Origin of the sequence: Pseudomonas sp. HLG18, assembly GCF_051903985.1 — a bacterium.
In the GTDB taxonomy this organism is placed as follows: Bacteria; Pseudomonadota; Gammaproteobacteria; order Pseudomonadales; family Pseudomonadaceae; genus Aquipseudomonas; species Aquipseudomonas fluorescens_BT.
This window is the reverse complement of the sequence record NZ_CP195831.1, coordinates 3,959,688-3,979,822: the sequence shown is the minus strand read 5'-3', so window position 1 is coordinate 3,979,822 and position 20,135 is coordinate 3,959,688. Positions and strand designations below refer to the sequence as shown.

The window sequence follows — 20,135 nt, the reverse complement described above, 5'->3', positions numbered from 1 at the left end:
TTAACTTGGGATAAGACGAGAAAGCATGGGGGGCTTTTTCAGGCCGACTAATTTAGGGGAGCGGGGCGGTGTTGTCACGGAGCAACGGCCCGATGGAGATCATTTGCCTGGCGTATTCAGGTTCATCGAGCGGACGATCCACTGCTCGGCGTCCTGTTGATCCACCGGCAGCGAGAATTGAAAGGTCGCCCCGCGCCCGGCGACATCCAGCAAGCGGATCTCGCGTCCATGCAGTTGCAGGATCCGGTGCACGATCCTCAGGCCCAGCCCGCCATCCCGTCGCGCGCCGCCGATATTGAAGGGACGCAGGAACAAGCCTTCGCGCAGTTCGGCGGCGATACCGGGCCCGGAGTCGCTTACGGTCACCTCGACCAATTGGCCACGTGACATCAGGCCGAGTTCGATTTCGCCGCCTTGCGGTGTGTGACGCAGGGCGTTGTCCACCAGATTGGTCAGCACTCGTTCGATCAGCCCGAGGTCGGCGCAGACGGCCGGCAGGTTGGCGCTGAAACGGGCCTTGAGCTCGACGTTCCGGGCTTCGGCCCCGAGTTCGAATTTCTGGAAGATGTCCTGCACCAGGTCGGTCAGGGAAAACTTCTCCAGTATCGGCTGCACAAAACCATGTTCGAGGCGCACCAGTTCCAGCAAAGACTGCGCGAGTCCGCCGACCTTGCGGCTCTGGTCCAGGGCAATCCCCAGATAGCGGCGGCGTTCTTCGGGAGACAGTGTGGCGTCCTTGAGCGACAGGGTTTCCAGATAACCGTGCAGCGAAGCCAGTGGTGTGCGCAGGTCATGGGAAATGTTCGCCACCAGTTCCCGGCGTTCCTGATCCTGGCGGGTCAATGAGCGCCACTGTTCACCGAGGCGGTTTTGCATTTGTCGGAACGCCGCGTCGAGTACGGCGATTTCATCCGGATCGGCGAACTTGTCCACAGCGTTCGGAGTGACAGGAAGCGTTTGCGGCGCACCGTCGATGTCGAACTGGCTCACGGTTTCGGTCAATCGTCGCAGCGGTCGGGTGATCAGGTTGAATGCCGTCAGACCGGCAATCAGACACAGGAACGCCACCAGACCGATGGACAGCAACGCCGTATTCAGCGCCGCGCTGGTGGCGCCACGTTCGGCAAAGCGATCATGGGCTTCACTGAGCAACACCACGTAAAGATACCCGGCCGGCTTGCCGTTGACCTGCAACGGGGCGGCGCTGAAAACCTTGCGGCCGTCGAGGCTGCGCGGGTCATCACCAAGGATCGGCAATGGCTGATCGTTGAGCAATCGCTGAATCGGCGCGAGATCGACAGTCTGCCGACGCAGGCGTCCTTCCGGCGCCGCATTGCCAACGATCCGCCCTTCGGTGTCGAGCAGGTACACCTCGACACTCGGGTTGACCAGCATCAACTGGCTGAACAGTTCGCGCACCGCGCCAGGCATCAGGCCGTTGCTGTCCATCAGCACCGTGTCGTGGGCGATGTGCTGCGCCAGATCCCGGGACAGGCCCTGCACCACCTCCAGTTCATGCATCTGGCTGGAGCGCACCTGCAGCCACGCGGACGTGCCGCAGCACGCCAGCAGCAACACGGCGAATACCAGAGACAGGCGCTGCGTCAGGGTCAGTTTCATGGTTGCTCTGCGCTCGTGCCGAATTTGTAGCCACGGCCCCACACCGTAAGGATGCGCACCGGTTGTGCCGGATCGGCCTCGATCTTCGCCCGCAGGCGATTGATGTGGGTGTTGACCGTGTGTTCGTAACCTTCGTGACTGTAGCCCCAGACTGCGTTGAGCAGATCCATGCGCGAGAACACCTTGCCCGGCTGGCGGGCGAAGAAATACAGCAGGTCGAACTCCCGAGGCGTGAGATCAAGACGCTGGCCGTTGAGGGCAACGTCACGGGTGATCGGGTCGATGGTCAGGCCATCGAGGCTCAGGCTGCCGGCGTCCATCTTCAGGTTGCGCGCCATGGCGTCCACCCGACGCAACAGTGCTTTGACCCGGGCGACGAGTTCGAGCATCGAAAACGGTTTGGCGAGGTAATCGTCGGCGCCCAGTTCGAGGCCGAGAATGCGGTGCAGTTCGCTGGAGCGGGCGCTGGTGATGATGATCGGCGTATAGCGGGCCATGGCCCGGGCGCGGCGGCAGATTTCCAGGCCGTCGACGCCGGGCAGCATGAGATCGAGGATGAGCGCATCCCAGTGGCCTTGTTGCAGCAGGCGCATGCCTTCGTCGCCATCGGCGCTGTGCACCACCTCGAATTGTTCGTCCCGCAGATGCAGGCAAATGAGGTCAGCGATGTGCAGGTCGTCCTCGACCACCAGGACGCGTTTGGTCTGTTCCATGAAGCTCAATCCTTCGGCGCAATGTGCGCATTGTGCGGGTTTTCCTCGGGGCGAGTTATCACGAATTGTTTAACTTCCCGTGAGGATTTGGCGATCAACCCAAGCCTAGGCTGTGTTCCACGACAGGCATCTGGAATTTTGGGAGAAGGCCATGTTTTCACGGCGACAGATTCTCGCAACAGGCGGCGGGCTGGGGCTTGCAGCGTTACTGACGGGTGTATTGCCAAAATTATCCACGGGCTCCGCGCTGGTGAGTGAGGCGCTTGCCGACGAGGCTTTCGAAGTGACCCACAGTGACAGCGAGTGGCATGCACTGCTCACCGACGAGCAATACGACGTGCTGCGCAAGGAAGGCACGGAACGGGCCTACAGCAGCCCACTGAACAACGAGCATCGGGCCGGCACGTTTGCCTGTGCCGGGTGCGATCTGGCGCTGTTCCCGTCGGACACCAAGTTCGACAGCCGCACCGGCTGGCCGAGCTTCTGGGCGCCGCTGGAACGCGCCGTGGCCACCCGCCAGGACCGCTCCTTCGGCATGACCCGCGAGGAGGTCCATTGCCGGCGCTGCGGTGGTCACCTGGGACATGTCTTTGACGACGGGCCAAAGCCCACCGGCCTGCGCTACTGCATGAACGGCCTGGCCATGACCTTCAAACCCGTGGCGGTTTGAGTCATGGCCCGCCTGCAATCTTCACTCACTACAGGACGACACCATGTGGCTCTTGGTTCTCGCTTATCTCGGCGGTGTGCTGACGATCGTCAGCCCGTGCATCCTGCCGGTTCTGCCTTTTGTCTTCGCTCGCACCGGGCAGCCGTTTATCAAGAGTGGCTTGCCGCTGCTGGCCGGGATGGCTCTGACCTTCGCCCTCGTTGCGACACTGGCGGCGGTGGGCGGCGGTTGGGTGGTGCAAGTCAATCAGTACGGTCGCTGGCTCGCGTTGCTGTTCGTTGCACTGTTCGGGCTGACCTTGCTGCTGCCGCATCTGGCCGAGCGTCTGACCCGGCCGCTGGTGTCCGCCGGCAGTCGCCTGTCGGAGGCCGCCGGCCGGGACAATCGTCCGCGTCCCGGCGCGTCGTTTCTGATCGGTGTCGCCACCGGGCTGCTCTGGGCACCGTGCGCCGGGCCTATCCTCGGCTTGATTCTGACCGGAGCCGCACTGCAAGGGGCAAGCATCGCCACCACGCTGTTGTTGCTCGCCTACGCGGCGGGCGCGGCTACGTCGCTGGCTGCGGCGCTGCTGCTCGGCGGTAAGGTTTTTGCGCTGATGAAGCGTTCGATCGGCACCGGCGAGTGGATCCGCCGCGGGCTCGGCGCTGCGATGCTGGCCGGTGTGGCCGCCATCGCGCTGGGCCTCGATACCGGGATTCTGGCACGGGTCTCGACCGCCTCCACCGGCGGTCTGGAACAGGCACTGGTCGGCAAGCTCGTGGGAAAATCCCCTCAAAGCAACGGCACGATGATGGCGCAGATTCCCGCTGCGGATGATGCGGCGAACAGCAGCATGATGGCCGCCGGTGGCGCGATGAAAATGGCTGCCAAGGCGCCGGGCTCTTTGCCGGTCGAAGGTCAGCTGCCGCCGCTCGATGGCGCCGTGCAATGGCTTAACTCCGCCCCCCTGGATGCACAGGCATTGAAGGGCAAAGTGGTGCTGGTGGATTTCTGGACCTACTCCTGCATCAACTGCCTGCGCACGCTGCCTTATGTCAAAGCCTGGGCCGAGAAGTACAAGGATCAGGGCCTGGTGGTGATCGGCGTGCACGCACCGGAATTCGCCTTCGAGCGTGACGTAGGCAACGTCACCAAAGCCATGAAGGAACTGGGTATCAACTACCCGGTTGCCGTCGATAACGACTACAGGATCTGGCGTGCTTTCAGCAATGAATACTGGCCGGCGCATTACTTTGCCGACGCACAGGGGCGCATTCGTTACCACCACTTTGGCGAAGGGGACTACGCCGAATCGGAACGCGTCATCCAGCAACTGCTGCGTGAGGCCGGTGCGAAAACCGTCGCCGACGGTTTGATCAATGCCGATGCCCAAGGCGTGCAGTTGGCGCCGGACATGAATCAGGTGCTGTCGCCGGAAACCTACGTCGGCTACCAGCGCGCGGAACATTTCGTACCGGAGACCAGCCTCGTGCCTGACAAGGTGGCGGCTTACACGACGCCGACCAACCTGGCCCTGAATGACTGGAGTCTGGGCGGGCAATGGGCGGTCGGTGCCGAGCGCGCCACCGCCAGTGCGCCAGCCAGTCGTATCGTTTACCGGTTCCATGCCCGTGACCTGCATCTGGTGCTGGGGCCGGGTACGGACGGTAAACCGGTGCGTTTCAAGGTGACCATCGATGGTCAGGCACCCGGCGATGCCCACGGAGTCGATGTGGCGCCTGACGGCAGTGGTCGGGTAACCGAGCAGCGTTTGTATCAATTGGTGCGGCAAAACGATGGGGTGAAGGATCGAACCTTCAGTATCGAGTTTCTCGATCCGGGCGTGTCGGCCTACGCCTTTACCTTCGGCTGATCAGGAGTGCGCGACATGAAAACTCGAATTATCTGGCGTCGTCTGTTGCTGGGCGTCGCAGCGGCCGGGGTGATCGGTCAATGCTCGGCATTTTCTTTCGGCGCCGAGGAGGGTGTGGCCATTGCGCCGCCGGCTCTTGATGAGAACACCCAGGCACACAGCGAGACGGCAGTGTTCGCTGGCGGCTGTTTCTGGGGTGTGCAGGGTGTTTTCCAGCACGTCAAAGGCGTGCAGAAAGCCGTTTCCGGATACGCTGGCGGCGCGGCCGACACGGCGGAATATGAACGAGTCAGCGAGGGCGACACCGGGCATGCCGAGTCGGTGCAGGTTACCTTCGATCCAACTCAAGTCAGCTACGGCAGCCTGTTGCAGATCTACTTCTCGGTGGCCCACAACCCGACCGAACTCAATCGTCAGGGGCCGGACAGCGGCACGCAATATCGATCGGCACTGTTCCCGGTCAATGCCGATCAGCAACGAGTGGCCCAGGCCTATATCGCTCAACTCGATGCGGCGCATGCCTACAGCAAACCCATCGTGACCCGGCTGGAAACCTATAACGGCTTCTACCCGGCGGAGGATTATCACCAGGACTTCCTGACCGAACACCCGACCTATCCATACATCGTGATCAACGACCTGCCGAAAGTGGCGCAGTTGAAGCAACTGTTCGCCGAACGTTATCAGGAGAAGCCGGTGCTGGTGAAAAGCGGGTCGTGATCACTGGTTATTGTGCGGTCACTGGCGACTGTCGGGCGGCGAGGGTTCGCAGTGTCCAGTAGAGCTTCAGCGAACGGGTACTGATCAGGCCGCACATGAAACCCGATACCGTGGACTTGAGCAGGAGCATATCCGCAGAAGCAGAAAACTCCGGATTTACGTCCTGTTGATATCCGAAGTAGAAGTTCGCGGAAAAAAACATCAGGAGCATGATCAGGATTTTCACGGTGCCCGGCATGATCAGCCCGGTCGCGGAGTCGTCAAGTACCACGCCCTTGCGGGAAAACACCATCCAGGCCGCGAGACCACCCAGCAACAGCGCGCCGAACCAACTGCCAAGGAACAGGACCGGGTCGATCGTCAAGTTCACGGAGTACAACGACCACGCCAAAAATGCGGGTGGTGTGATGAGCATCGAGAGACGGCTTTCACGGCGGGGAGAAAATGCCTTGATCCCGAAATAAACCAGCAACAGAAAAATCACGTACGCCCGTATCGGGGTGTTTTGCAGAATCGTTAGCATCGTGCAGCATCCATGCTGGAAAGAGATAAACGAGCATAGTCGTTATCGAACTCAAGGCAAAAGCACCTTCCTGTTTGGCTAATTGATCACTGCGGCTTCAACGTCGGCGATGGGTGGTCCTGATTGGAAAAAGTCGCTGCGAATATCTCGCTCGACACTCGTGATGAACACATAGTCCGGTTGGAATCGTTCAATGAGTGAGACGAGCCCCTCAGGTTTGAGCGGCAGATAATACACATGCAATGTTTCGGTAAAGGTGGCCGACATCAAGGGAGACATTGACATGCCAAACGAATCACGTAACCAAAGTACTTTTTTCGCATTCAGGGCGTGAGGCGATTTGACCAAAAGAGGTGACGCCGGAGACGCGACACCGATGTTTTGACCCGCGAATGTGATGTCACCGGAGTTGAAGTCCTGGTGTTCGACCGTTAGTGCGTATTCGTCAGGGAAATTGAGCACGGTCTCATGGTCGGTCAGCGACGCTTGAATCCTCAGAAACTGGGCCAGGTCACCACCAAGGCGTTCGTGAGTTTTCAGAATCAAGGGTTCCCGAGCCTGCGGCCATATCAACCGAGCCTGGCTTTTCGAAAGGCTTTTGCGCAACTCATCGAAGGCGATCCATGCACCTGCGTTGTTCCAGTGTGTATCGGTCTTGTAGTAGAGCGGATGGAGAAATTGTTCTTTGGCCTTGAGCAACGCCTTTGTCGGATCGACATAAATATCATCTCGCACGTAACGCAGCAGCACATCGGTTGGCCTGGCAGGGGCGTGCGACGACCAGTTCGGGAGGTGTTCCGGATATACGGAGTCCTTGTCCGGGCCTACGACAATGCGAAAGGCGACCACGCCTTTGTTGTTCAACCATTGACTCCAGGCCTCTACGGACCGGGCGACTTTCTCGACTGTCCGAGTATCCTCCTGGTTCATACCCATACGTTTCGATGAAATCGTATTGGCGTAGTCGTCACCGAGAAACAGCCAGCCATCCTTGCCGATGATGACTTTCCCCGGACTGATGGACAGCCCGATGGGATAGATCCATTCGCTGATGACAGCATGAAATGAATCCATGTTGTACAACACCTTTGATTTCCACCATTTCACGTCGCTCTGTGCCGTGAACACCTGTTTAAGATTGATCGCCGGTACAACGCTCATGATCAGCACTGTCAGAGTGAGTGCCGCATACAATTTCTTTTTCATTGGCGGCATCCTCAGAAATTGAAGTAGAGGAAAACGGGGCTTTTGCTTTGCACGCCGGTGTACAGCGCGAGGCAAAACAGTGTGGACATTGCGAGCGCCTTCGCATGCCCGAAGTCGCTGCGAACGGTGAGTTCGAAAGCATTCTTCTGGCGAATGATCAGCAGGGCGATCGCGATCATCAATGTGGGTGCAAGGTTGGCGACCAGGCCTGCGGGAAGGATCTCTAGCAAACGGTCGGAAAAAATCCCTCCCCATGCAAGATTGGCGGTCGGCACGCTATTGACGGCGAGTTGATGGATTGAGTCGAAATCTACCAGCCCACGAAGTATGCGCAGGGCATCGTCAACGGTATCGGCTCTGAAGAATACCCATGTGATGTTCACGAACATGAAGGTAACAATCCATGCGACAGGATCGGGCAGCGACATGCCCCATTGTTTCCAGATCCGATGCATGACGATGGCGCCGCCGTGTAATGCTCCCCAAATGATGAACATCCAGCTCGCGCCATGCCAGAGTCCACCGAGAACGAAAGTAATCATCAAATTGAAATACAAGCGCTGCCGACCCCCTCTGTTACCGCCTAGCGGTATGTATAGGTAATCGCGAAGATAGCGGCTCAACGTCATGTGCCAACGCCGCCAGAAGTCCTGGATGTCCAGCGACTTGTAAGGTGAGTTGAAGTTGACTGGCAGACAGATGTTGAACAACAGCGCTGCACCTATTGCCATGTCGCAATAACCACTGAAGTCAAAATAGAGTTGAAAGGTATAGGAAAGGCTGGTCGCCCAGGCGCTGAAAAAATCATGGCTGACACCTTGTGCGAAGCCGGCATCCGCCCAGATGGCGAATGTATCGGCAAGCACGACTTTCTTGAAAAGACCGATGCTGAAAATAAACAGCCCCATCATTATGTTTCTGTGGCGAACGGCGAGCGTCCAGCGCGACTGAAACTGGCTCATCATTTCTTTATGGTGAAGAATCGGCCCGGCGATCAAGTGAGGAAAGAACGTTACGAACAACGCATAGTTTACGAAGCTGTACTCTTTCGCGAGGTTCTTGTAGCAGTCCACCAGAAAGGCGATCTGCGTAAAAGTGTAGAAGCTGATGCCCAAAGGCAGAACGACCTGGACAAAAAACAGGTCTGTACCAAGAGCCGAGTTTATGTTGTCGACAAGGAAATTGGCGTATTTGAAGTATCCAAGCAAGGCCAGATTCGTGACGATTCCAATAACGAGAATGGCTTTTTTAGATAGGCAAGACGTCACAGGTCGGTTGGGGGTCGCAAGGCTTTTTCCCACAATGAAATTGAATCCAATGGAGAGCCCGAGCAAAGGAATATACGCGACGCTCCAGTGCCCGTAAAAGATCAGGCTGGCAATGACAAGCCAGACTTTTCCAGCCGTGATCAGTCGTTTGCGATTCAGGAAAAAGTACACAAAAAAGACAATGGGAAGGTAGATCAGGAAGAATTTTGGGGAGCTGAAGGTCATGAAGGGCCTGGAATGTGTCCGTGCTTTCAGAAAAGCGGCGGATTGTATCAAGCCCAATGTAATCGTGAAGACTGGAAGTGCTGGTCTAGACGGTTCCTACGCACATCTCGGAAATGGCATTCAAGTTTGCTGAGTGTTTAAACACAGAGGACGTTCCATCGCAATCACTGAGGCTTCAAACCCCAGGCGGGTAAAAGATCGCGTACCGTCAGAGCGTTTTCCATTGGGTGATCGAGTCCTTGATGAGTGGATGAATGCAATTGAACCGATGCCAAGCGTAGTCAGTTTTTTCCCCATGTCCGCATCGCAAACTCGACGAAGCGCCGCAGTTTCGGCAAACGATAGCGATCCTGTGCATAAAGCAGGTGCAATGGGCGGCTCGGTGGCTGGTAGTCGGGAATCACCGTGACCAGTTTGCCGTCGCGCAGATCCTGTTCCACCAGTGCATCGGGCAACATCACGATACCCATGCCGGTGCGGGCAGCCTGATGCAAACCGGCGGAAGTATTCATCAGCATCGGCCCGCTGACGTCGATCATGATTTCACCCTCCGGACCACTCAATCGCCAGCGTTTTTCCACCGATTGCCAGTCATCGCCGGCGGGGTAGGCGAATGACAGGCAATCGTGTTGTTGCAGGTCTTCAGGTGTCAGGGGCATGCCGCGCCGGGCCACGTATTCCGGGGAGGCGCAGACGGTCAGGGTGTAGTCGATCAATGGGCGGGCGATCAGGTTCGATTGCTCGAAATGGCCGAGGCGGAACGCGACATCGAGACCGCTTTCCAGCAGATCCGGGCGGCTGTTGGTCAGCACGACATCCATTCTGACTTGCGGATACTGCAGGGAAAATTCGCTGAGCGCCGGAGCCAGGCGTTCGACACCAAAGGTTAACGGCGCGGTGATGCGCAGCAAGCCGCGCGGCTCATCCAGGGTTTGCTCGGCGAGTCGTTCGGAGTCTTGCACCAGGCCCAGCACTTCCAGACAGCGCTGGTAATAGACCGTGCCGAATTCGGTCAGCCGCTGACGGCGTGTGGTGCGTTGCAGGAGTTGCACGCCAAGGCGCTGTTCCAATGCCCGCAGGTGATTGCCGACCATGGTCGTGGACATTTCGCATTGCAGGGCGGCCGCCGTCATGCTGCCGGTTTCCACAACCTTGACGTAGACGCTCATCGACTGGAACAGATCCATTATCAAGCCCTGCTTTTAAATGATTGAAGTTTTGCCGAGTTTATCCAGTTCTGGTGGCTAACCATACTGCAAGCACACCGACCTTCACTGGAGTTTGAAGTCATGACCGCCGCCGCCCTGATGAACACGTACCAACCATTGGCCCTGAGTTTCACCAAGGGTCTGGGCACTCGACTGTGGGATCAGGCCGGTCGTGAATACCTCGATGCCGTCGCAGGAGTGGCGGTGACGAATGTCGGCCACTCGCATCCGCGAATTGTTTCGGCGATCAGCGAGCAGGCGGGATTGCTGCTGCACACCTCCAACCTCTACAGCATCGATTGGCAGCAGCAGTTGGCGCGCAAGCTGACGCAGCTGTCAGGGATGGAGCGGGCGTTCTTCAACAATTCCGGCGCCGAGGCCAATGAAACCGCGCTGAAACTGGCGCGGCTGCACGGTTGGCGCAAAGGGATCGAACAGCCGCTGGTGGTGGTCATGGCCAATGCGTTTCATGGCCGCACTCTCGGCACCTTGTCCGCCAGCGATGGCCCGGCGGTGCGCTTGGGATTCAACGAGCTGCCGGGGGATTTCGTCAAAGTGCCATTTGGTGATCTTGAAGCGCTGAAGCAGGTGCAGCAAAAACATGGCGAGCGGATCGTGGCGATTCTGGTCGAGCCGATCCAGGGCGAAAGCGGTGTGCAGATGGCGCCGCCGGGTTACCTGAAAGCCCTGCGCGAACAATGCAATCGCCACGCCTGGCTGTTGATGCTCGACGAGATCCAGACCGGCATCGGCCGCACCGGGCGGTGGTTTGCGTTTCAGCACGAAGGCATCGTCCCGGATGTCATGACCCTCGCCAAGGGCCTGGGCAATGGTGTGCCGATCGGTGCCTGCCTGGCACAGGGCCGGGCGGCGGAACTGTTTACGCCGGGCAGCCATGGCAGCACCTTCGGCGGCAATCCGCTGGCCTGTCGGGTGGGTTGTACGGTGCTCGACATCATTGAAGAGCAGGGGCTGTTGGAGAATGCCCGGACACAAGGCGAGCACTTGCTCAGCCGTTTGCGGGCGGAACTGGCGGACAACCCGAATGTGCTGGCGATTCGTGGACAGGGATTGATGATCGGTATTGAACTGAAACAGCCGATCCGCGACCTGACCCTGATTGCCGCGCGGGATCACGCGTTGCTGATCAACGTTACTCGCGGCAAGACGATCCGGCTGCTGCCGCCGCTGACGATTGATGAGCGGGAGGTGGGGATGATTGTGAGGGGAGTGGGGCGGATGCTTGAGGCAAACTGACCGCCACGAGATCGCCTGAAGTTGCTGCCGATTTTTTCGGCAGCCATTTTTTCGTCCGGGTAAATCTGCTGTCGGATATTGCCGCAATCCTAATCAGGATAATCCGTCAGATCCGGCGCCTGCATCCGGGTCTTCGGCGCGCCGTTCGAGTTGTGTTGAATGATCTCTCGGGGCTGCCCTTGTTCATTGAAAAACACCTGACCGATCCCCGCCGAATTCCATAGCCGTTCACCGGCTTCGGCATGCTCGGGAACGTACGGCACGATGCGCATGCGCCGGCGCTTGGTCAGCCAGTTCAGCGGCGAACGGGGTGAGTAGAGCCAGCGGTTGAGGCGGTCGAACCATTCCAGCAGGGTGGGCGGGAATTCGTTCTTGATGCCGCTGCTGGTGATCTGCCAGATTCGCGGTCCGGCCTTGCGGTGTCGGATAAGCACTTCGTAGACAAAGGAATAATGCACGTCTCCTGACAGCACCACGTAGCTGCCGGGTGTACGGGTGTGTCGGAAAATATTCAGGATCACCTGGGCCGCACCCCGATGGGCCATCCAGTTTTCCGCGTCCACCAACAAGGGATAACCGCACCAGCTGAAGACTTTCTGCACAGTCTCGATCAGCTTCACGCCAAAGATCGGCGCCGGTGAAACGATGATCGCCGAGGGATGATCGAGCAGTTCCTGTTGCAGTTCGCTCAGGGCTTCCCAATCCAGCAGACCGGAAGGTTGCTTGAGCGCCATCTCGCTGCGCCAGCGACGGGTGCGGGTGTCGAGTACCACCAGCGCCGGGCTGGTCGGCAGCACGAAGTGCCAGTTTTGGAAGCGCAGCAGTTCATCAATCAATTCGTCCTGCACGAGAGCGTCGAGATGACGGTCGTCACCGCCGGCGCTCAGGCCACGGGTTTTCTCCAGCACTGTGCTGAATGCATCCGGATTGTTGCCCCAGCCCTGACACAGCATGTAGGCGATCAGCGCGTTGCCGATGATGCGTTTGGAGAACGGGTGGCTGTAGGCGGTTTCCTCCCATTGCGCGGAAAGATTCCAGTCATCGGTGATGTCGTGATCATCGAAAATCATCAGGCTCGGCAAGTGCGCCAATGCTCGGGCGACGTTGCCAAGACCTGCCTTGAAGGCATCGATCCGGGTCTGCTCCAGTGCGTAGCGCTGCTGGCGTTCGTGCGTCAGCTTCGGGACTTGCGGATCGATCAGCGTCCATGGCGTCGGCGACCACACCAACAGGTACATGGCCATGACTTCAGCGAACGTCACCAGGTGATTGTCCGCGCTGCTGCTGGTGAAAATCGGCTTGCGCGCACCGCCGAAAAATCGCTCGCGCAACGTCTCGTTGCTCTCGAGCGCCGGTAACAAATCCGCACGGTGGTAATAGCTGGCCGGGTGTTCGTAGAGTCGAGCGCTGTCGCTGACCACCGCGCCTTCGAGTTGCTCACCGAACAGGCCGAGCCGCTCGATCAGGGCATGAGTCGCCCGTAGCATCGGGCCGGCGACGTCATCGGCGTAGATCTGATCACCGCTCATCATCAACAAGGCAGGGCGTTGTTGTGGCTCGTTTTCAGCCGCCAGCAGTTGATCGACACAGAGCAGACCGTCAGTCGAAGGGTGATGCGGTTTGCGACAGGAGCCGTGGAGCAGTTGATCGATCCGCGAGCGCACGACCAGGTTCGGGCACAAGGCGCTACCGTATAACAGATGCGGCGCCCAGTCGGCGACGGGATGTCGGCCATCGATCAGCAAGTCGTAATCGACACGCGTATCAAAAGGCAGGGGGCTGTCGAGCGTGATGTCTATCAGGTGAATGAATGCATGAGCGCCCACAGGAATGACCGTGCATTTCCCGGCCTCCAGTGGAATGTCTCCTGCGCCTTGCAGGCGCAAGGTCAGCGCCAACTCGCGGCTGCCGACCAGCCAAAGCACTACGCGCGTCGGCTCCAGCCGTCGCAGCAGGGGGCCGGCCAGCACAGGAGGCAGCGCAGTCAGGTCAACAGAAGTTTGAGACATCGGAGGGCAAAACTCAGGTCGCACAGGCTGGCGATAATAGCTCAGCCTGTGCTTTCAACCCTTAAGCGAGGCTTAAGAGTCCACCTTTTGCAGCTTCAGCGCCAACAGGCGCCATTCGGCAGGCGTCGTGTCGACGCTTGGTTGTTCTTGCACGGAGCAGTCGAAACGGTAAGTGACGTCGTCGCCATTCATGTTCCGCGCGGTGACGGTGTTGCTGAAGGTGTAGACCTGTTCCTTGAAGCGTTGCGGGGTGAGGCTCTTGCTATCGGCAAACCGCGCAGAAGCGGGGAAGCGCAAGGTACTGGTCACGAACGGGCTGCACATGACATACGCGAGCATCGACTTGTCGCCCTGCGCGTCGTTGCGCAGTTTTTTGCTCAGGGCTGTCAGGGCCTTGCGTCCCTGGCCGTCACTCTGGTCAATCACGGTTTGCACCGACATCGTCTTCGGCGCCCGACTGGCGTAGTTCGGCAGCAATGCCGAATCTGGTAGAGAGGGTTTGTCGTCCGGCTCGATAGCGGCAAACACTGGCGCGTCTTTCAGCGCAGCGGGGCTTGCAGCCGACTCGGCTTCCGGCAGCAACGACGTCGGCTCGGCGTCCTGCGCCACCACGTTTTCAGTCTGCGCCGCTTCGTAGCGATGCGCCGAAGGGAACAGTGAAAAAGTGATCGACAACACCACCAGCGCCACAATAAAGCCGCCCGCTGCACCGACCAGGTTGCCGTAAAACAGATTCCAGCTGCCGCGGTTTTTTACCACCCAGCGCCACATGAAACCCCAGGCTGCGACAAATGCCAGAAAACGCAGAAACTCCATTCGATCCTTTCCTTAAACCTGCAAAAACCTGAAAACAGTGCGTCGTGGAGAATGAGTCCTGACGGTGGACGGCAAGATATCAAAATAGATTTCTGGTGCCACGAGAACCTTCATGCCCAGTGTCGATAAAGATCACTTGAGTGCAAAAAACGCCAGGGCTGTGATGCCGGCCACCGTGCCGCAAAGGCCTGCCAGAAGCTGCCGCGCAATGACGGGCTCGACTTGCGAGCGTCGCGCGACCAGCATCCACACGCCGATCAGTGCCGCGGCGGTTGTCATCATTTCCAGCAATGTACCCGTCAGCCCGGATACGTGTGGCCGGGTCGACCCGAACAGGCCGATGTAAAACTCCGAGACCACCAGTCCCACCACCAGACCGCTGGCAGCGCCCAGCAGGTTGGCGAGAAACAGGTTCCAGCTACCACGCTGCTGGACGACCCACACCCACATGGCCGCCCAGGCTAAAAGACAAAACGCAAAGTCCATCGAATCCTTCCATTTGAGTCAGTACCGGTCAGGTTCTTTGCGCCCCGCCCGGCAGTGGATGGCAAGATAGCAAAATAGTAGCGTCGCGCCACTTTCTTCAGCTGCGCAATGGACTACACATGCCTGGCATTTCTGGCGAAGCGCATCTGAAGACATTGATGATCAAGGTCGACTGGCGTGGCGGCAGACATTGCCGAGCCGTCCGATACGTCAAACCCTACGTGATCTACACCGCCCATCCCGATTAGGGCAACTGCGCAATCTATAGAGAGGTCGCGGTGCTGGGCGGAGCCATGGTGGAGAGGGGCGATACCACCGATCGTGACGCGATTTTTCAATACGTGGGATGGAAGAAGCTGGAAGAAACAGGCGGGTTCCCCATCGACAGTCAAGTGGTAAAGGTGCGCAAGTAGTCTGAGGGGCTGTTTCTTCAGATCGCACGTCTGATTACAGAACGTCCTTCAAATAACCCTTGAGCGCGAGGAGCGGCTGATCCAGCTGATCCAGCGACTGCGCCTGACTGAAGTCGGTCGACAACGTGTGCAGTTCCCGCCCCAACGGTTTCTCGACGCCACCCAGCGCATTCATCGCCAGCGCCAGGCACTCGTTCATCTTGAACTGGATCGTCTCGACATCACCTCGGCGCACCAACAATTCGAAAACGTCTTTCTGATAGTCGCCCATGACCATGTCATCCCGCAGAATCGGGCTCAGGCCTTCTTCTTCGTAGGCGAGTTTGAGGGAGAACAGGGCGACGGTTTCCAGTGACGTTTCCATGGTGTGAACCTGTGTGAGATCTTGCCGGATGGTCAGCGGCACTTTCCGACAGACGAAAAAAAAGGCCTTGCTAAGCAAGACCTTTTTTAATTTTGGTGCCCCGAGGGAGACTCGAACTCCCACTCCTTTCGAAAACGGATTTTGAATCCGCCGCGTCTACCAATTCCGCCATCAGGGCTCAATGGCGGCGAAGTATAGAGAGGTGCCTACCGTTGGTCAATCACGTTTCATGGTCAATTTTCGATATTTCCGCTAGACTTTCCGGCCCTGCTAGACGAACCCCATCATGCGCGTTGCTGACTTTACCTTCGAGCTTCCTGATTCGCTGATCGCCCGCCACCCTTTGGCCGAGCGTCGCGGTAGTCGCCTGTTGACCCTGGATGGGGTCAGCGGCGCCCTGGCACACCGTCAATTCACTGATCTGCTTGAGCATTTACGCCCGGGTGATTTGATGGTGTTCAACAATACCCGGGTGATTCCGGCGCGGCTGTTCGGGCAGAAAGCCTCCGGCGGCAAGCTGGAAATCCTCATCGAGCGGGTGCTCGATACGCACCGTGTGTTGGCCCATGTGCGTTCCAGCAAGTCGCCGAAACCGGGTTCGAAGATCCTGATCGACGGTGGTGGCGAAGCCGAGATGCTGGCGCGTCACGATGCGCTGTTCGAGCTGGGGTTTGCCGAAGAAGTGCTGCCGTTGCTCGACCGTGTCGGGCACATGCCGTTGCCTCCTTATATAGACCGCCCGGACGAAGGTTCGGATCGCGAGCGTTATCAGACGGTTTACGCCGAGAAGCTGGGCGCGGTGGCTGCACCGACCGCCGGGCTGCACTTCGACAAGACGCTGATGGAAGCGATCGCCGCCAAGGGCGTCGAGACTGCGTTCGTCACGTTGCACGTCGGCGCTGGCACGTTCCAGCCGGTGCGCGTCGAGAAAATCGAAGATCACCACATGCACAGTGAGTGGCTGGAAGTCGGTCAGGATGTGGTCGATGCAGTCGCCGCTTGCCGTGAGCGCGGCGGTCGAGTCATTGCCGTTGGCACCACCAGCGTGCGTTCGCTGGAAAGCGCCGCCCGCGATGGCGTGCTCAAAGCGTTCAGCGGCGATACCGATATCTTTATCTACCCGGGCCGGCCGTTCCACGTGGTCGATGCCCTGGTGACCAATTTCCATTTGCCCGAATCCACGCTGTTGATGCTGGTTTCGGCGTTTGCCGGTTACCCGGAAACCATGGCCGCCTATAAAGCTGCCGTGGACAACGGTTACCGCTTTTTCAGCTACGGTGATGCGATGTTCATCACCCGTAATCCCGCCCCCCGCGGCCCAGAGGAATCCGTATGAGTCGCACCTGTCGTATGTCTTTCGAGTTGCTTGCCACCGATGGCAAGGCTCGTCGTGGTCGTCTGACTTTCCCCCGTGGCACCGTCGAGACCCCGGCCTTCATGCCGGTGGGCACCTACGGCACGGTCAAGGGCATGTTGCCGCGTGACATCGTCGCCACCGGCGCGGAGATCATTCTGGGCAACACCTTCCACCTGTGGCTGCGCCCGGGTACCGAAGTGATCAAGGAGCACGGCGACCTGCACGATTTCATGCAGTGGAAAGGCCCGATCCTGACCGACTCCGGCGGTTTCCAGGTGTTCAGCCTCGGCGCCATGCGCAAGATCAAGGAGGAGGGCGTGACCTTCGCCTCCCCGGTCGACGGCTCGAAAGTGTTCATGGGCCCGGAAGAATCGATGCAGGTCCAGCGCGATCTGGGTTCCGACATTGTGATGATCTTCGACGAATGCACGCCGTACCCGGCTGACGAAGACGTCGCCCGCGTGTCCATGGAGCTGTCACTGCGTTGGGCTCAGCGTTCGAAGAATGCCCATGGCGACAACACGGCGGCGCTGTTCGGCATCGTTCAGGGTGGCATGCACCAGGACCTGCGCATGCGCTCGCTGGAAGGTCTGGACAAGATCGGTTTCGATGGCCTGGCCATCGGCGGTCTGTCGGTGGGCGAGCCGAAGCACGAAATGATCAAGGTGCTCGATTACCTGCCGGGCATGATGCCGGCTGACAAACCTCGTTACCTTATGGGCGTTGGCAAACCGGAAGATCTGGTTGAGGGTGTGCGCCGCGGTGTGGACATGTTCGATTGCGTGATGCCAACCCGTAATGCCCGCAACGGGCATCTGTTCATTGATACAGGCGTGCTGAAGATCCGTAACGCGTTCCATCGCCATGATGATTCGCCGCTGGATCCGACCTGCGATTGCTATACCTGCCAGAACTTCTCCCGCGCCTATCTGCATCACCTGGACAAGTGCGGCGAAATGCTGGGAAGCATGCTCAATACCATCCATAACTTGCGCCATTATCAGGTGCTGATGGCTGGTTTGCGCGAGGCTATTCAACAGGGTACATTGGCCGCCTTTGTCGATGCCTTCTACGCCAAACGCGGGCTCCCCGTTCCGCCTTTGGACTGAGTTTTCTGACCCCAAGATTCAACATTTGCAACTGGAGTGCTAAATGAGCTTTTTTATCTCTAATGCCATGGCTGACGCGGCTGCACCGGCTGCAGCGCCTATGGGCGGCGGCTTCGAGTGGATTTTCCTGGTCGGCTTCCTGGTCATCTTCTACCTGATGATCTGGCGTCCACAGGCCAAGCGCGCCAAAGAGCAGAAGAACCTGCTGAGCAGCCTGCAGAAGGGCGACGAAGTGGTCACCACCGGCGGCATCGCCGGCAAGATCACCAAAGTGGCCGATGACTTCGTGGTTCTGGAAGTTTCCGACACCGTGGAAATGAAGTTCCAGAAGGGCGCCATCGCCGCCACGCTGCCAAAAGGCACGCTGAAAGCGATCTAAGGTTCCAACTTCTACTCAATCGACGGGGCGCGCAAGGCGCCCCGCGTTCATAACGGGCGGCGTGATGCTGAACAAATATCCTCTGTGGAAATACATTCTGATCCTGGCGGTGCTGGCGATCGGTCTGATTTATTCCGCTCCCAATCTGTACCCCGATGACCCGGCCATCCAGATCAGCGGCGCCAGCACGGCCCTGCAGGTCAACCAGGCCGACCTGGACCGCGTGAGCACCGCGCTCAAGGAGTCCGGGATCAACGTCAAGGCTTCGAGTCTGGCAGCGAACGGCAAGGGCGGTCTGATCCGTCTGACCAAGGCTGAAGACCAGTTGCCGGCCAAAGACGTTGTACGCAAGGCATTGGGTGATGACTACGTCGTCGCGCTGAACCTGGCACAGACCACTCCGCAATGGCTGCGCAGCCTGGGCGCGCACCCCATGAAGCTGGGTCTGGACTTGTCCGGTGGTGTGCACTTCCTGCTGGAAGTGGACATGGACAAAGCCCTCGACGCACGCCTGAAAGTCTACGAAGGCGACGTCAAGAGCCTGCTGCGCAAAGAGAAACTGCGCTATCGCAGCCTGCCGCAGCTCAATGGTGCCATTCAGCTGGGCTTCAGCGATGCTGACTCCCGCGAACAGGCCCGCGTGCTGATCCGCAAGAACTTCAACGATTTCGACATTGTTCCGGCTGACCTCAACGGGCAACCGGTGCTGCGTCTGGCGATGACCCCGGCCAAGCTGGCGGAAATCCGTGAATATTCCATCAAGCAGAACTTGACCACGGTACGTAACCGCGTCAACGAGCTGGGTGTTGCCGAGCCGATCGTCCAGCGTCAGGGCGCCAACCGTATCGTGGTTGAGCTGCCGGGCGTGCAGGACACTGCCGAAGCCAAGCGTATCCTCGGCAAGACGGCCAACCTGGAGTTCCGTCTGGCTGCAGAGCCGGGCGCTTCGAAAGCCACTTCCGAAACCTTTGAATTCCGCGAAGGCAAGCGTCCTCCTGCCCAGATCGAGCGTGGCCTGATCATCACCGGTGACCAGGTGACTGACGCCAAGGCCGGTTTCGGCGAGCACGGCACGCCTGAAGTGAACATCCGTCTGGATGGCCACGGTGGCGAGCTGATGAGTCGTGCGACCCGCAGCAACGTCGGTCGCAGCATGGCGGTGATCTTCATCGAGCAGCGTCCGGTGACCACCTACGTCAAGCAGATGGTCGACGGCGTCGAGAAAGACGTTGCCGTGCAGACCTTCAAGGAAGAGAAGAAAATCATCAGCCTGGCGACCATTCAGTCGCCGCTGGGTGCGCAATTCCGTATCACCGGCCTGAACGGCCAGGGCGAGTCGTCCGAGCTGGCGCTGCTGCTGCGTGCCGGTGGTCTGGCGGCTCCGATGTACTTCGCTGAAGAACGTACCATCGGCCCGAGCCTGGGTGCGGACAACATCACCAAGGGTATCGATGCATCGCTGTGGGGCATGCTGTTTGTCTCGCTGTTCATCATCGCCATCTACCGCTTCTTCGGTCTGATCGCCACTGTCGCATTGGCGGTGAACATGGTGCTGCTGCTGGCGTTGATGTCGCTGCTGGGTGCAACCCTGACCCTGCCAGGTATCGCCGGTATCGTGTTGACCATGGGTATGGCGGTCGACGCCAACGTGCTGATCTTCTCGCGGATCCGCGAAGAGATCGCCGCCGGCATGACTGTGCAGCGTGCAATCAACGAAGGCTTCGGCCGGGCATTCACTGCGATTCTCGACGCCAACCTGACCACCTTGCTGGTCGGCGGCATCCTCTTCGCCATGGGCACCGGCCCGGTGAAGGGTTTCGCAGTGACCATGTCCCTCGGGATCTTTACCTCGATGTTCACGGCCATCATGGTGACCCGCGCGATGGTCAACCTGATCTTCGGCGGTCGTGACTTCAAGAAGTTGTGGATTTAAGGGGCTG

General features: G+C 58.9%; 19 protein-coding genes and 1 tRNA gene. 9 read left to right on the top strand and 11 right to left on the bottom strand.

Annotated elements, in window-relative coordinates; all coding sequences use genetic code 11:
• Positions 1–99: 99 nt before the first annotated feature.
• Together ACSPX5_RS18255 and ACSPX5_RS18250 are read right to left on the bottom strand one after the other, a co-directional pair.
• Complete coding sequence (locus ACSPX5_RS18255) at positions 100–1,620, bottom strand: HAMP domain-containing sensor histidine kinase (protein ID WP_439820036.1); 1,521 nt, start codon at positions 1,618–1,620, stop codon at positions 100–102.
• Positions 1,617–2,333: a response regulator transcription factor gene (locus tag ACSPX5_RS18250; RefSeq protein WP_096822804.1), complete on the bottom strand. Its 717-nt coding sequence runs from the start codon at positions 2,331–2,333 to the stop codon at positions 1,617–1,619. The genes ACSPX5_RS18255 and ACSPX5_RS18250 overlap by 4 nt, the downstream gene beginning before the upstream one ends.
• Positions 2,334–2,484: 151 nt before the next feature.
• Between ACSPX5_RS18250 and msrB the strand changes: the two genes are divergently transcribed.
• Genes msrB through msrA form a run of 3 tightly spaced genes read left to right on the top strand, consistent with a single transcriptional unit; the run spans position 2,485 to position 5,575 of the window.
• Entirely contained in the window at positions 2,485–3,003 is a 519-nt protein-coding gene (gene msrB / locus ACSPX5_RS18245; protein WP_439820035.1) for a peptide-methionine (R)-S-oxide reductase MsrB, read from the top strand.
• Between the two features lie 43 nt (positions 3,004–3,046).
• A complete protein-coding gene (locus ACSPX5_RS18240; protein ID WP_439820034.1) occupies positions 3,047–4,855 on the top strand; it encodes a cytochrome c biogenesis protein DipZ in 1,809 nt (602 codons plus the stop codon).
• 15 nt (positions 4,856–4,870) lie between these two features.
• Positions 4,871–5,575 carry a peptide-methionine (S)-S-oxide reductase MsrA gene (gene msrA, locus ACSPX5_RS18235; protein WP_439820033.1) on the top strand — a complete coding sequence of 235 codons (705 nt, stop codon included), beginning with the start codon at positions 4,871–4,873 and terminating at the stop codon, positions 5,573–5,575.
• 7 nt (positions 5,576–5,582) lie between these two features.
• Here the strand turns inward: msrA and ACSPX5_RS18230 are convergent, their stop codons facing one another.
• From ACSPX5_RS18230 to ACSPX5_RS18215, 4 genes are all read right to left on the bottom strand, one after another.
• Positions 5,583–6,098 carry a hypothetical protein gene (locus tag ACSPX5_RS18230; RefSeq protein WP_439820032.1) on the bottom strand — a complete coding sequence of 172 codons (516 nt, stop codon included), beginning with the start codon at positions 6,096–6,098 and terminating at the stop codon, positions 5,583–5,585.
• Between the two features lie 78 nt (positions 6,099–6,176).
• Positions 6,177–7,304: an alginate O-acetyltransferase AlgX-related protein gene (locus tag ACSPX5_RS18225; RefSeq protein ID WP_439820031.1), complete on the bottom strand. Its 1,128-nt coding sequence runs from the start codon at positions 7,302–7,304 to the stop codon at positions 6,177–6,179.
• Between the two features lie 11 nt (positions 7,305–7,315).
• Positions 7,316–8,797: an MBOAT family O-acyltransferase gene (locus ACSPX5_RS18220; RefSeq protein ID WP_439820030.1), complete on the bottom strand. Its 1,482-nt coding sequence runs from the start codon at positions 8,795–8,797 to the stop codon at positions 7,316–7,318.
• A 281-nt stretch (positions 8,798–9,078) separates the two neighbouring features.
• Complete coding sequence (locus ACSPX5_RS18215) at positions 9,079–9,984, bottom strand: LysR family transcriptional regulator (RefSeq protein ID WP_169431808.1); 906 nt, start codon at positions 9,982–9,984, stop codon at positions 9,079–9,081.
• A 102-nt stretch (positions 9,985–10,086) separates the two neighbouring features.
• On the opposite strand from ACSPX5_RS18215, the gene ACSPX5_RS18210 reads away from it, so the two are divergent.
• Positions 10,087–11,262 carry an aspartate aminotransferase family protein gene (locus tag ACSPX5_RS18210; protein WP_169431807.1) on the top strand — a complete coding sequence of 392 codons (1,176 nt, stop codon included), beginning with the start codon at positions 10,087–10,089 and terminating at the stop codon, positions 11,260–11,262.
• 89 nt (positions 11,263–11,351) lie between these two features.
• Here ACSPX5_RS18210 and ACSPX5_RS18205 read toward each other — a convergent pair whose 3' ends face one another.
• From ACSPX5_RS18205 to ACSPX5_RS18195, 3 genes are all read right to left on the bottom strand, one after another.
• Positions 11,352–13,271 carry an alkaline phosphatase D family protein gene (locus tag ACSPX5_RS18205; RefSeq protein WP_439820029.1) on the bottom strand — a complete coding sequence of 640 codons (1,920 nt, stop codon included), beginning with the start codon at positions 13,269–13,271 and terminating at the stop codon, positions 11,352–11,354.
• Positions 13,272–13,343: 72 nt separating this feature from the next.
• Positions 13,344–14,087: a hypothetical protein gene (locus ACSPX5_RS18200; protein ID WP_439820028.1), complete on the bottom strand. Its 744-nt coding sequence runs from the start codon at positions 14,085–14,087 to the stop codon at positions 13,344–13,346.
• A gap of 132 nt (positions 14,088–14,219) precedes the next feature.
• Positions 14,220–14,573 (bottom strand): hypothetical protein, encoded by a 354-nt coding sequence (locus ACSPX5_RS18195; protein WP_323161727.1) that lies wholly within the window; start codon positions 14,571–14,573, stop codon positions 14,220–14,222.
• 119 nt (positions 14,574–14,692) lie between these two features.
• Here ACSPX5_RS18195 and ACSPX5_RS18190 point away from each other — a divergent pair, with 119 nt between their 5' ends.
• Positions 14,693–14,821, top strand: a complete 129-nt coding sequence (locus ACSPX5_RS18190; protein ID WP_439820027.1) for a hypothetical protein — start codon at positions 14,693–14,695, stop codon at positions 14,819–14,821.
• A 199-nt stretch (positions 14,822–15,020) separates the two neighbouring features.
• On the opposite strand, the gene ACSPX5_RS18185 is transcribed toward ACSPX5_RS18190, so the two are convergent.
• Positions 15,021–15,350, bottom strand: a complete 330-nt coding sequence (locus ACSPX5_RS18185; protein ID WP_439820026.1) for a hypothetical protein — start codon at positions 15,348–15,350, stop codon at positions 15,021–15,023.
• A 93-nt stretch (positions 15,351–15,443) separates the two neighbouring features.
• A tRNA-Leu gene (locus tag ACSPX5_RS18180) sits at positions 15,444–15,528 on the bottom strand.
• A 108-nt stretch (positions 15,529–15,636) separates the two neighbouring features.
• Between ACSPX5_RS18180 and queA the strand changes: the two genes are divergently transcribed.
• The 4 genes from queA to secD all read left to right on the top strand — a co-directional run bounded on the left by queA (position 15,637) and on the right by secD (position 20,128).
• The gene (gene queA, locus ACSPX5_RS18175; RefSeq protein ID WP_439820025.1) at positions 15,637–16,686 is read left to right on the top strand and encodes a tRNA preQ1(34) S-adenosylmethionine ribosyltransferase-isomerase QueA; all 1,050 of its coding nucleotides are present in this window, start codon (positions 15,637–15,639) and stop codon (positions 16,684–16,686) included.
• 14 nt (positions 16,687–16,700) lie between these two features.
• The gene (gene tgt, locus ACSPX5_RS18170) at positions 16,701–17,816 is read left to right on the top strand and encodes a tRNA guanosine(34) transglycosylase Tgt (protein ID WP_161794909.1); all 1,116 of its coding nucleotides are present in this window, start codon (positions 16,701–16,703) and stop codon (positions 17,814–17,816) included.
• 43 nt (positions 17,817–17,859) lie between these two features.
• Positions 17,860–18,195, top strand: coding sequence for a preprotein translocase subunit YajC (gene yajC / locus ACSPX5_RS18165; protein ID WP_007956696.1), 336 nt, complete (start codon positions 17,860–17,862; stop codon positions 18,193–18,195).
• Positions 18,196–18,259: 64 nt separating this feature from the next.
• Positions 18,260–20,128: a protein translocase subunit SecD gene (gene secD, locus ACSPX5_RS18160; protein WP_169431789.1), complete on the top strand. Its 1,869-nt coding sequence runs from the start codon at positions 18,260–18,262 to the stop codon at positions 20,126–20,128.
• Positions 20,129–20,135 lie beyond the last annotated feature (7 nt).

What these genes read in the sequence shown, in the direction of transcription:
- ACSPX5_RS18255 (WP_439820036.1), bottom strand. Translation starts at nt 1,620, where the DNA reads ATGAAACTGACCCTGACGCAGCGCCTGTCTCTGGTATTCGCCGTGTTG.
- ACSPX5_RS18250 (WP_096822804.1), bottom strand. Translation starts at nt 2,333, where the DNA reads ATGGAACAGACCAAACGCGTCCTGGTGGTCGAGGACGACCTGCACATC.
- ACSPX5_RS18225 (WP_439820031.1), bottom strand. Translation starts at nt 7,304, where the DNA reads ATGAAAAAGAAATTGTATGCGGCACTCACTCTGACAGTGCTGATCATG.
- msrB (WP_439820035.1), top strand. Translation starts at nt 2,485, where the DNA reads ATGTTTTCACGGCGACAGATTCTCGCAACAGGCGGCGGGCTGGGGCTT.
- yajC (WP_007956696.1), top strand. Translation starts at nt 17,860, where the DNA reads ATGAGCTTTTTTATCTCTAATGCCATGGCTGACGCGGCTGCACCGGCT.
- ACSPX5_RS18190 (WP_439820027.1), top strand. Translation starts at nt 14,693, where the DNA reads ATGCCTGGCATTTCTGGCGAAGCGCATCTGAAGACATTGATGATCAAG.
- tgt (WP_161794909.1), top strand. Translation starts at nt 16,701, where the DNA reads ATGTCTTTCGAGTTGCTTGCCACCGATGGCAAGGCTCGTCGTGGTCGT.
- ACSPX5_RS18220 (WP_439820030.1), bottom strand. Translation starts at nt 8,797, where the DNA reads ATGACCTTCAGCTCCCCAAAATTCTTCCTGATCTACCTTCCCATTGTC.
- ACSPX5_RS18205 (WP_439820029.1), bottom strand. Translation starts at nt 13,271, where the DNA reads ATGTCTCAAACTTCTGTTGACCTGACTGCGCTGCCTCCTGTGCTGGCC.
- ACSPX5_RS18195 (WP_323161727.1), bottom strand. Translation starts at nt 14,573, where the DNA reads ATGGACTTTGCGTTTTGTCTTTTAGCCTGGGCGGCCATGTGGGTGTGG.
- ACSPX5_RS18215 (WP_169431808.1), bottom strand. Translation starts at nt 9,984, where the DNA reads ATGGATCTGTTCCAGTCGATGAGCGTCTACGTCAAGGTTGTGGAAACC.
- ACSPX5_RS18200 (WP_439820028.1), bottom strand. Translation starts at nt 14,087, where the DNA reads ATGGAGTTTCTGCGTTTTCTGGCATTTGTCGCAGCCTGGGGTTTCATG.
- ACSPX5_RS18240 (WP_439820034.1), top strand. Translation starts at nt 3,047, where the DNA reads ATGTGGCTCTTGGTTCTCGCTTATCTCGGCGGTGTGCTGACGATCGTC.
- msrA (WP_439820033.1), top strand. Translation starts at nt 4,871, where the DNA reads ATGAAAACTCGAATTATCTGGCGTCGTCTGTTGCTGGGCGTCGCAGCG.
- secD (WP_169431789.1), top strand. Translation starts at nt 18,260, where the DNA reads ATGCTGAACAAATATCCTCTGTGGAAATACATTCTGATCCTGGCGGTG.
- queA (WP_439820025.1), top strand. Translation starts at nt 15,637, where the DNA reads ATGCGCGTTGCTGACTTTACCTTCGAGCTTCCTGATTCGCTGATCGCC.
- ACSPX5_RS18210 (WP_169431807.1), top strand. Translation starts at nt 10,087, where the DNA reads ATGACCGCCGCCGCCCTGATGAACACGTACCAACCATTGGCCCTGAGT.
- ACSPX5_RS18230 (WP_439820032.1), bottom strand. Translation starts at nt 6,098, where the DNA reads ATGCTAACGATTCTGCAAAACACCCCGATACGGGCGTACGTGATTTTT.
- ACSPX5_RS18185 (WP_439820026.1), bottom strand. Translation starts at nt 15,350, where the DNA reads ATGGAAACGTCACTGGAAACCGTCGCCCTGTTCTCCCTCAAACTCGCC.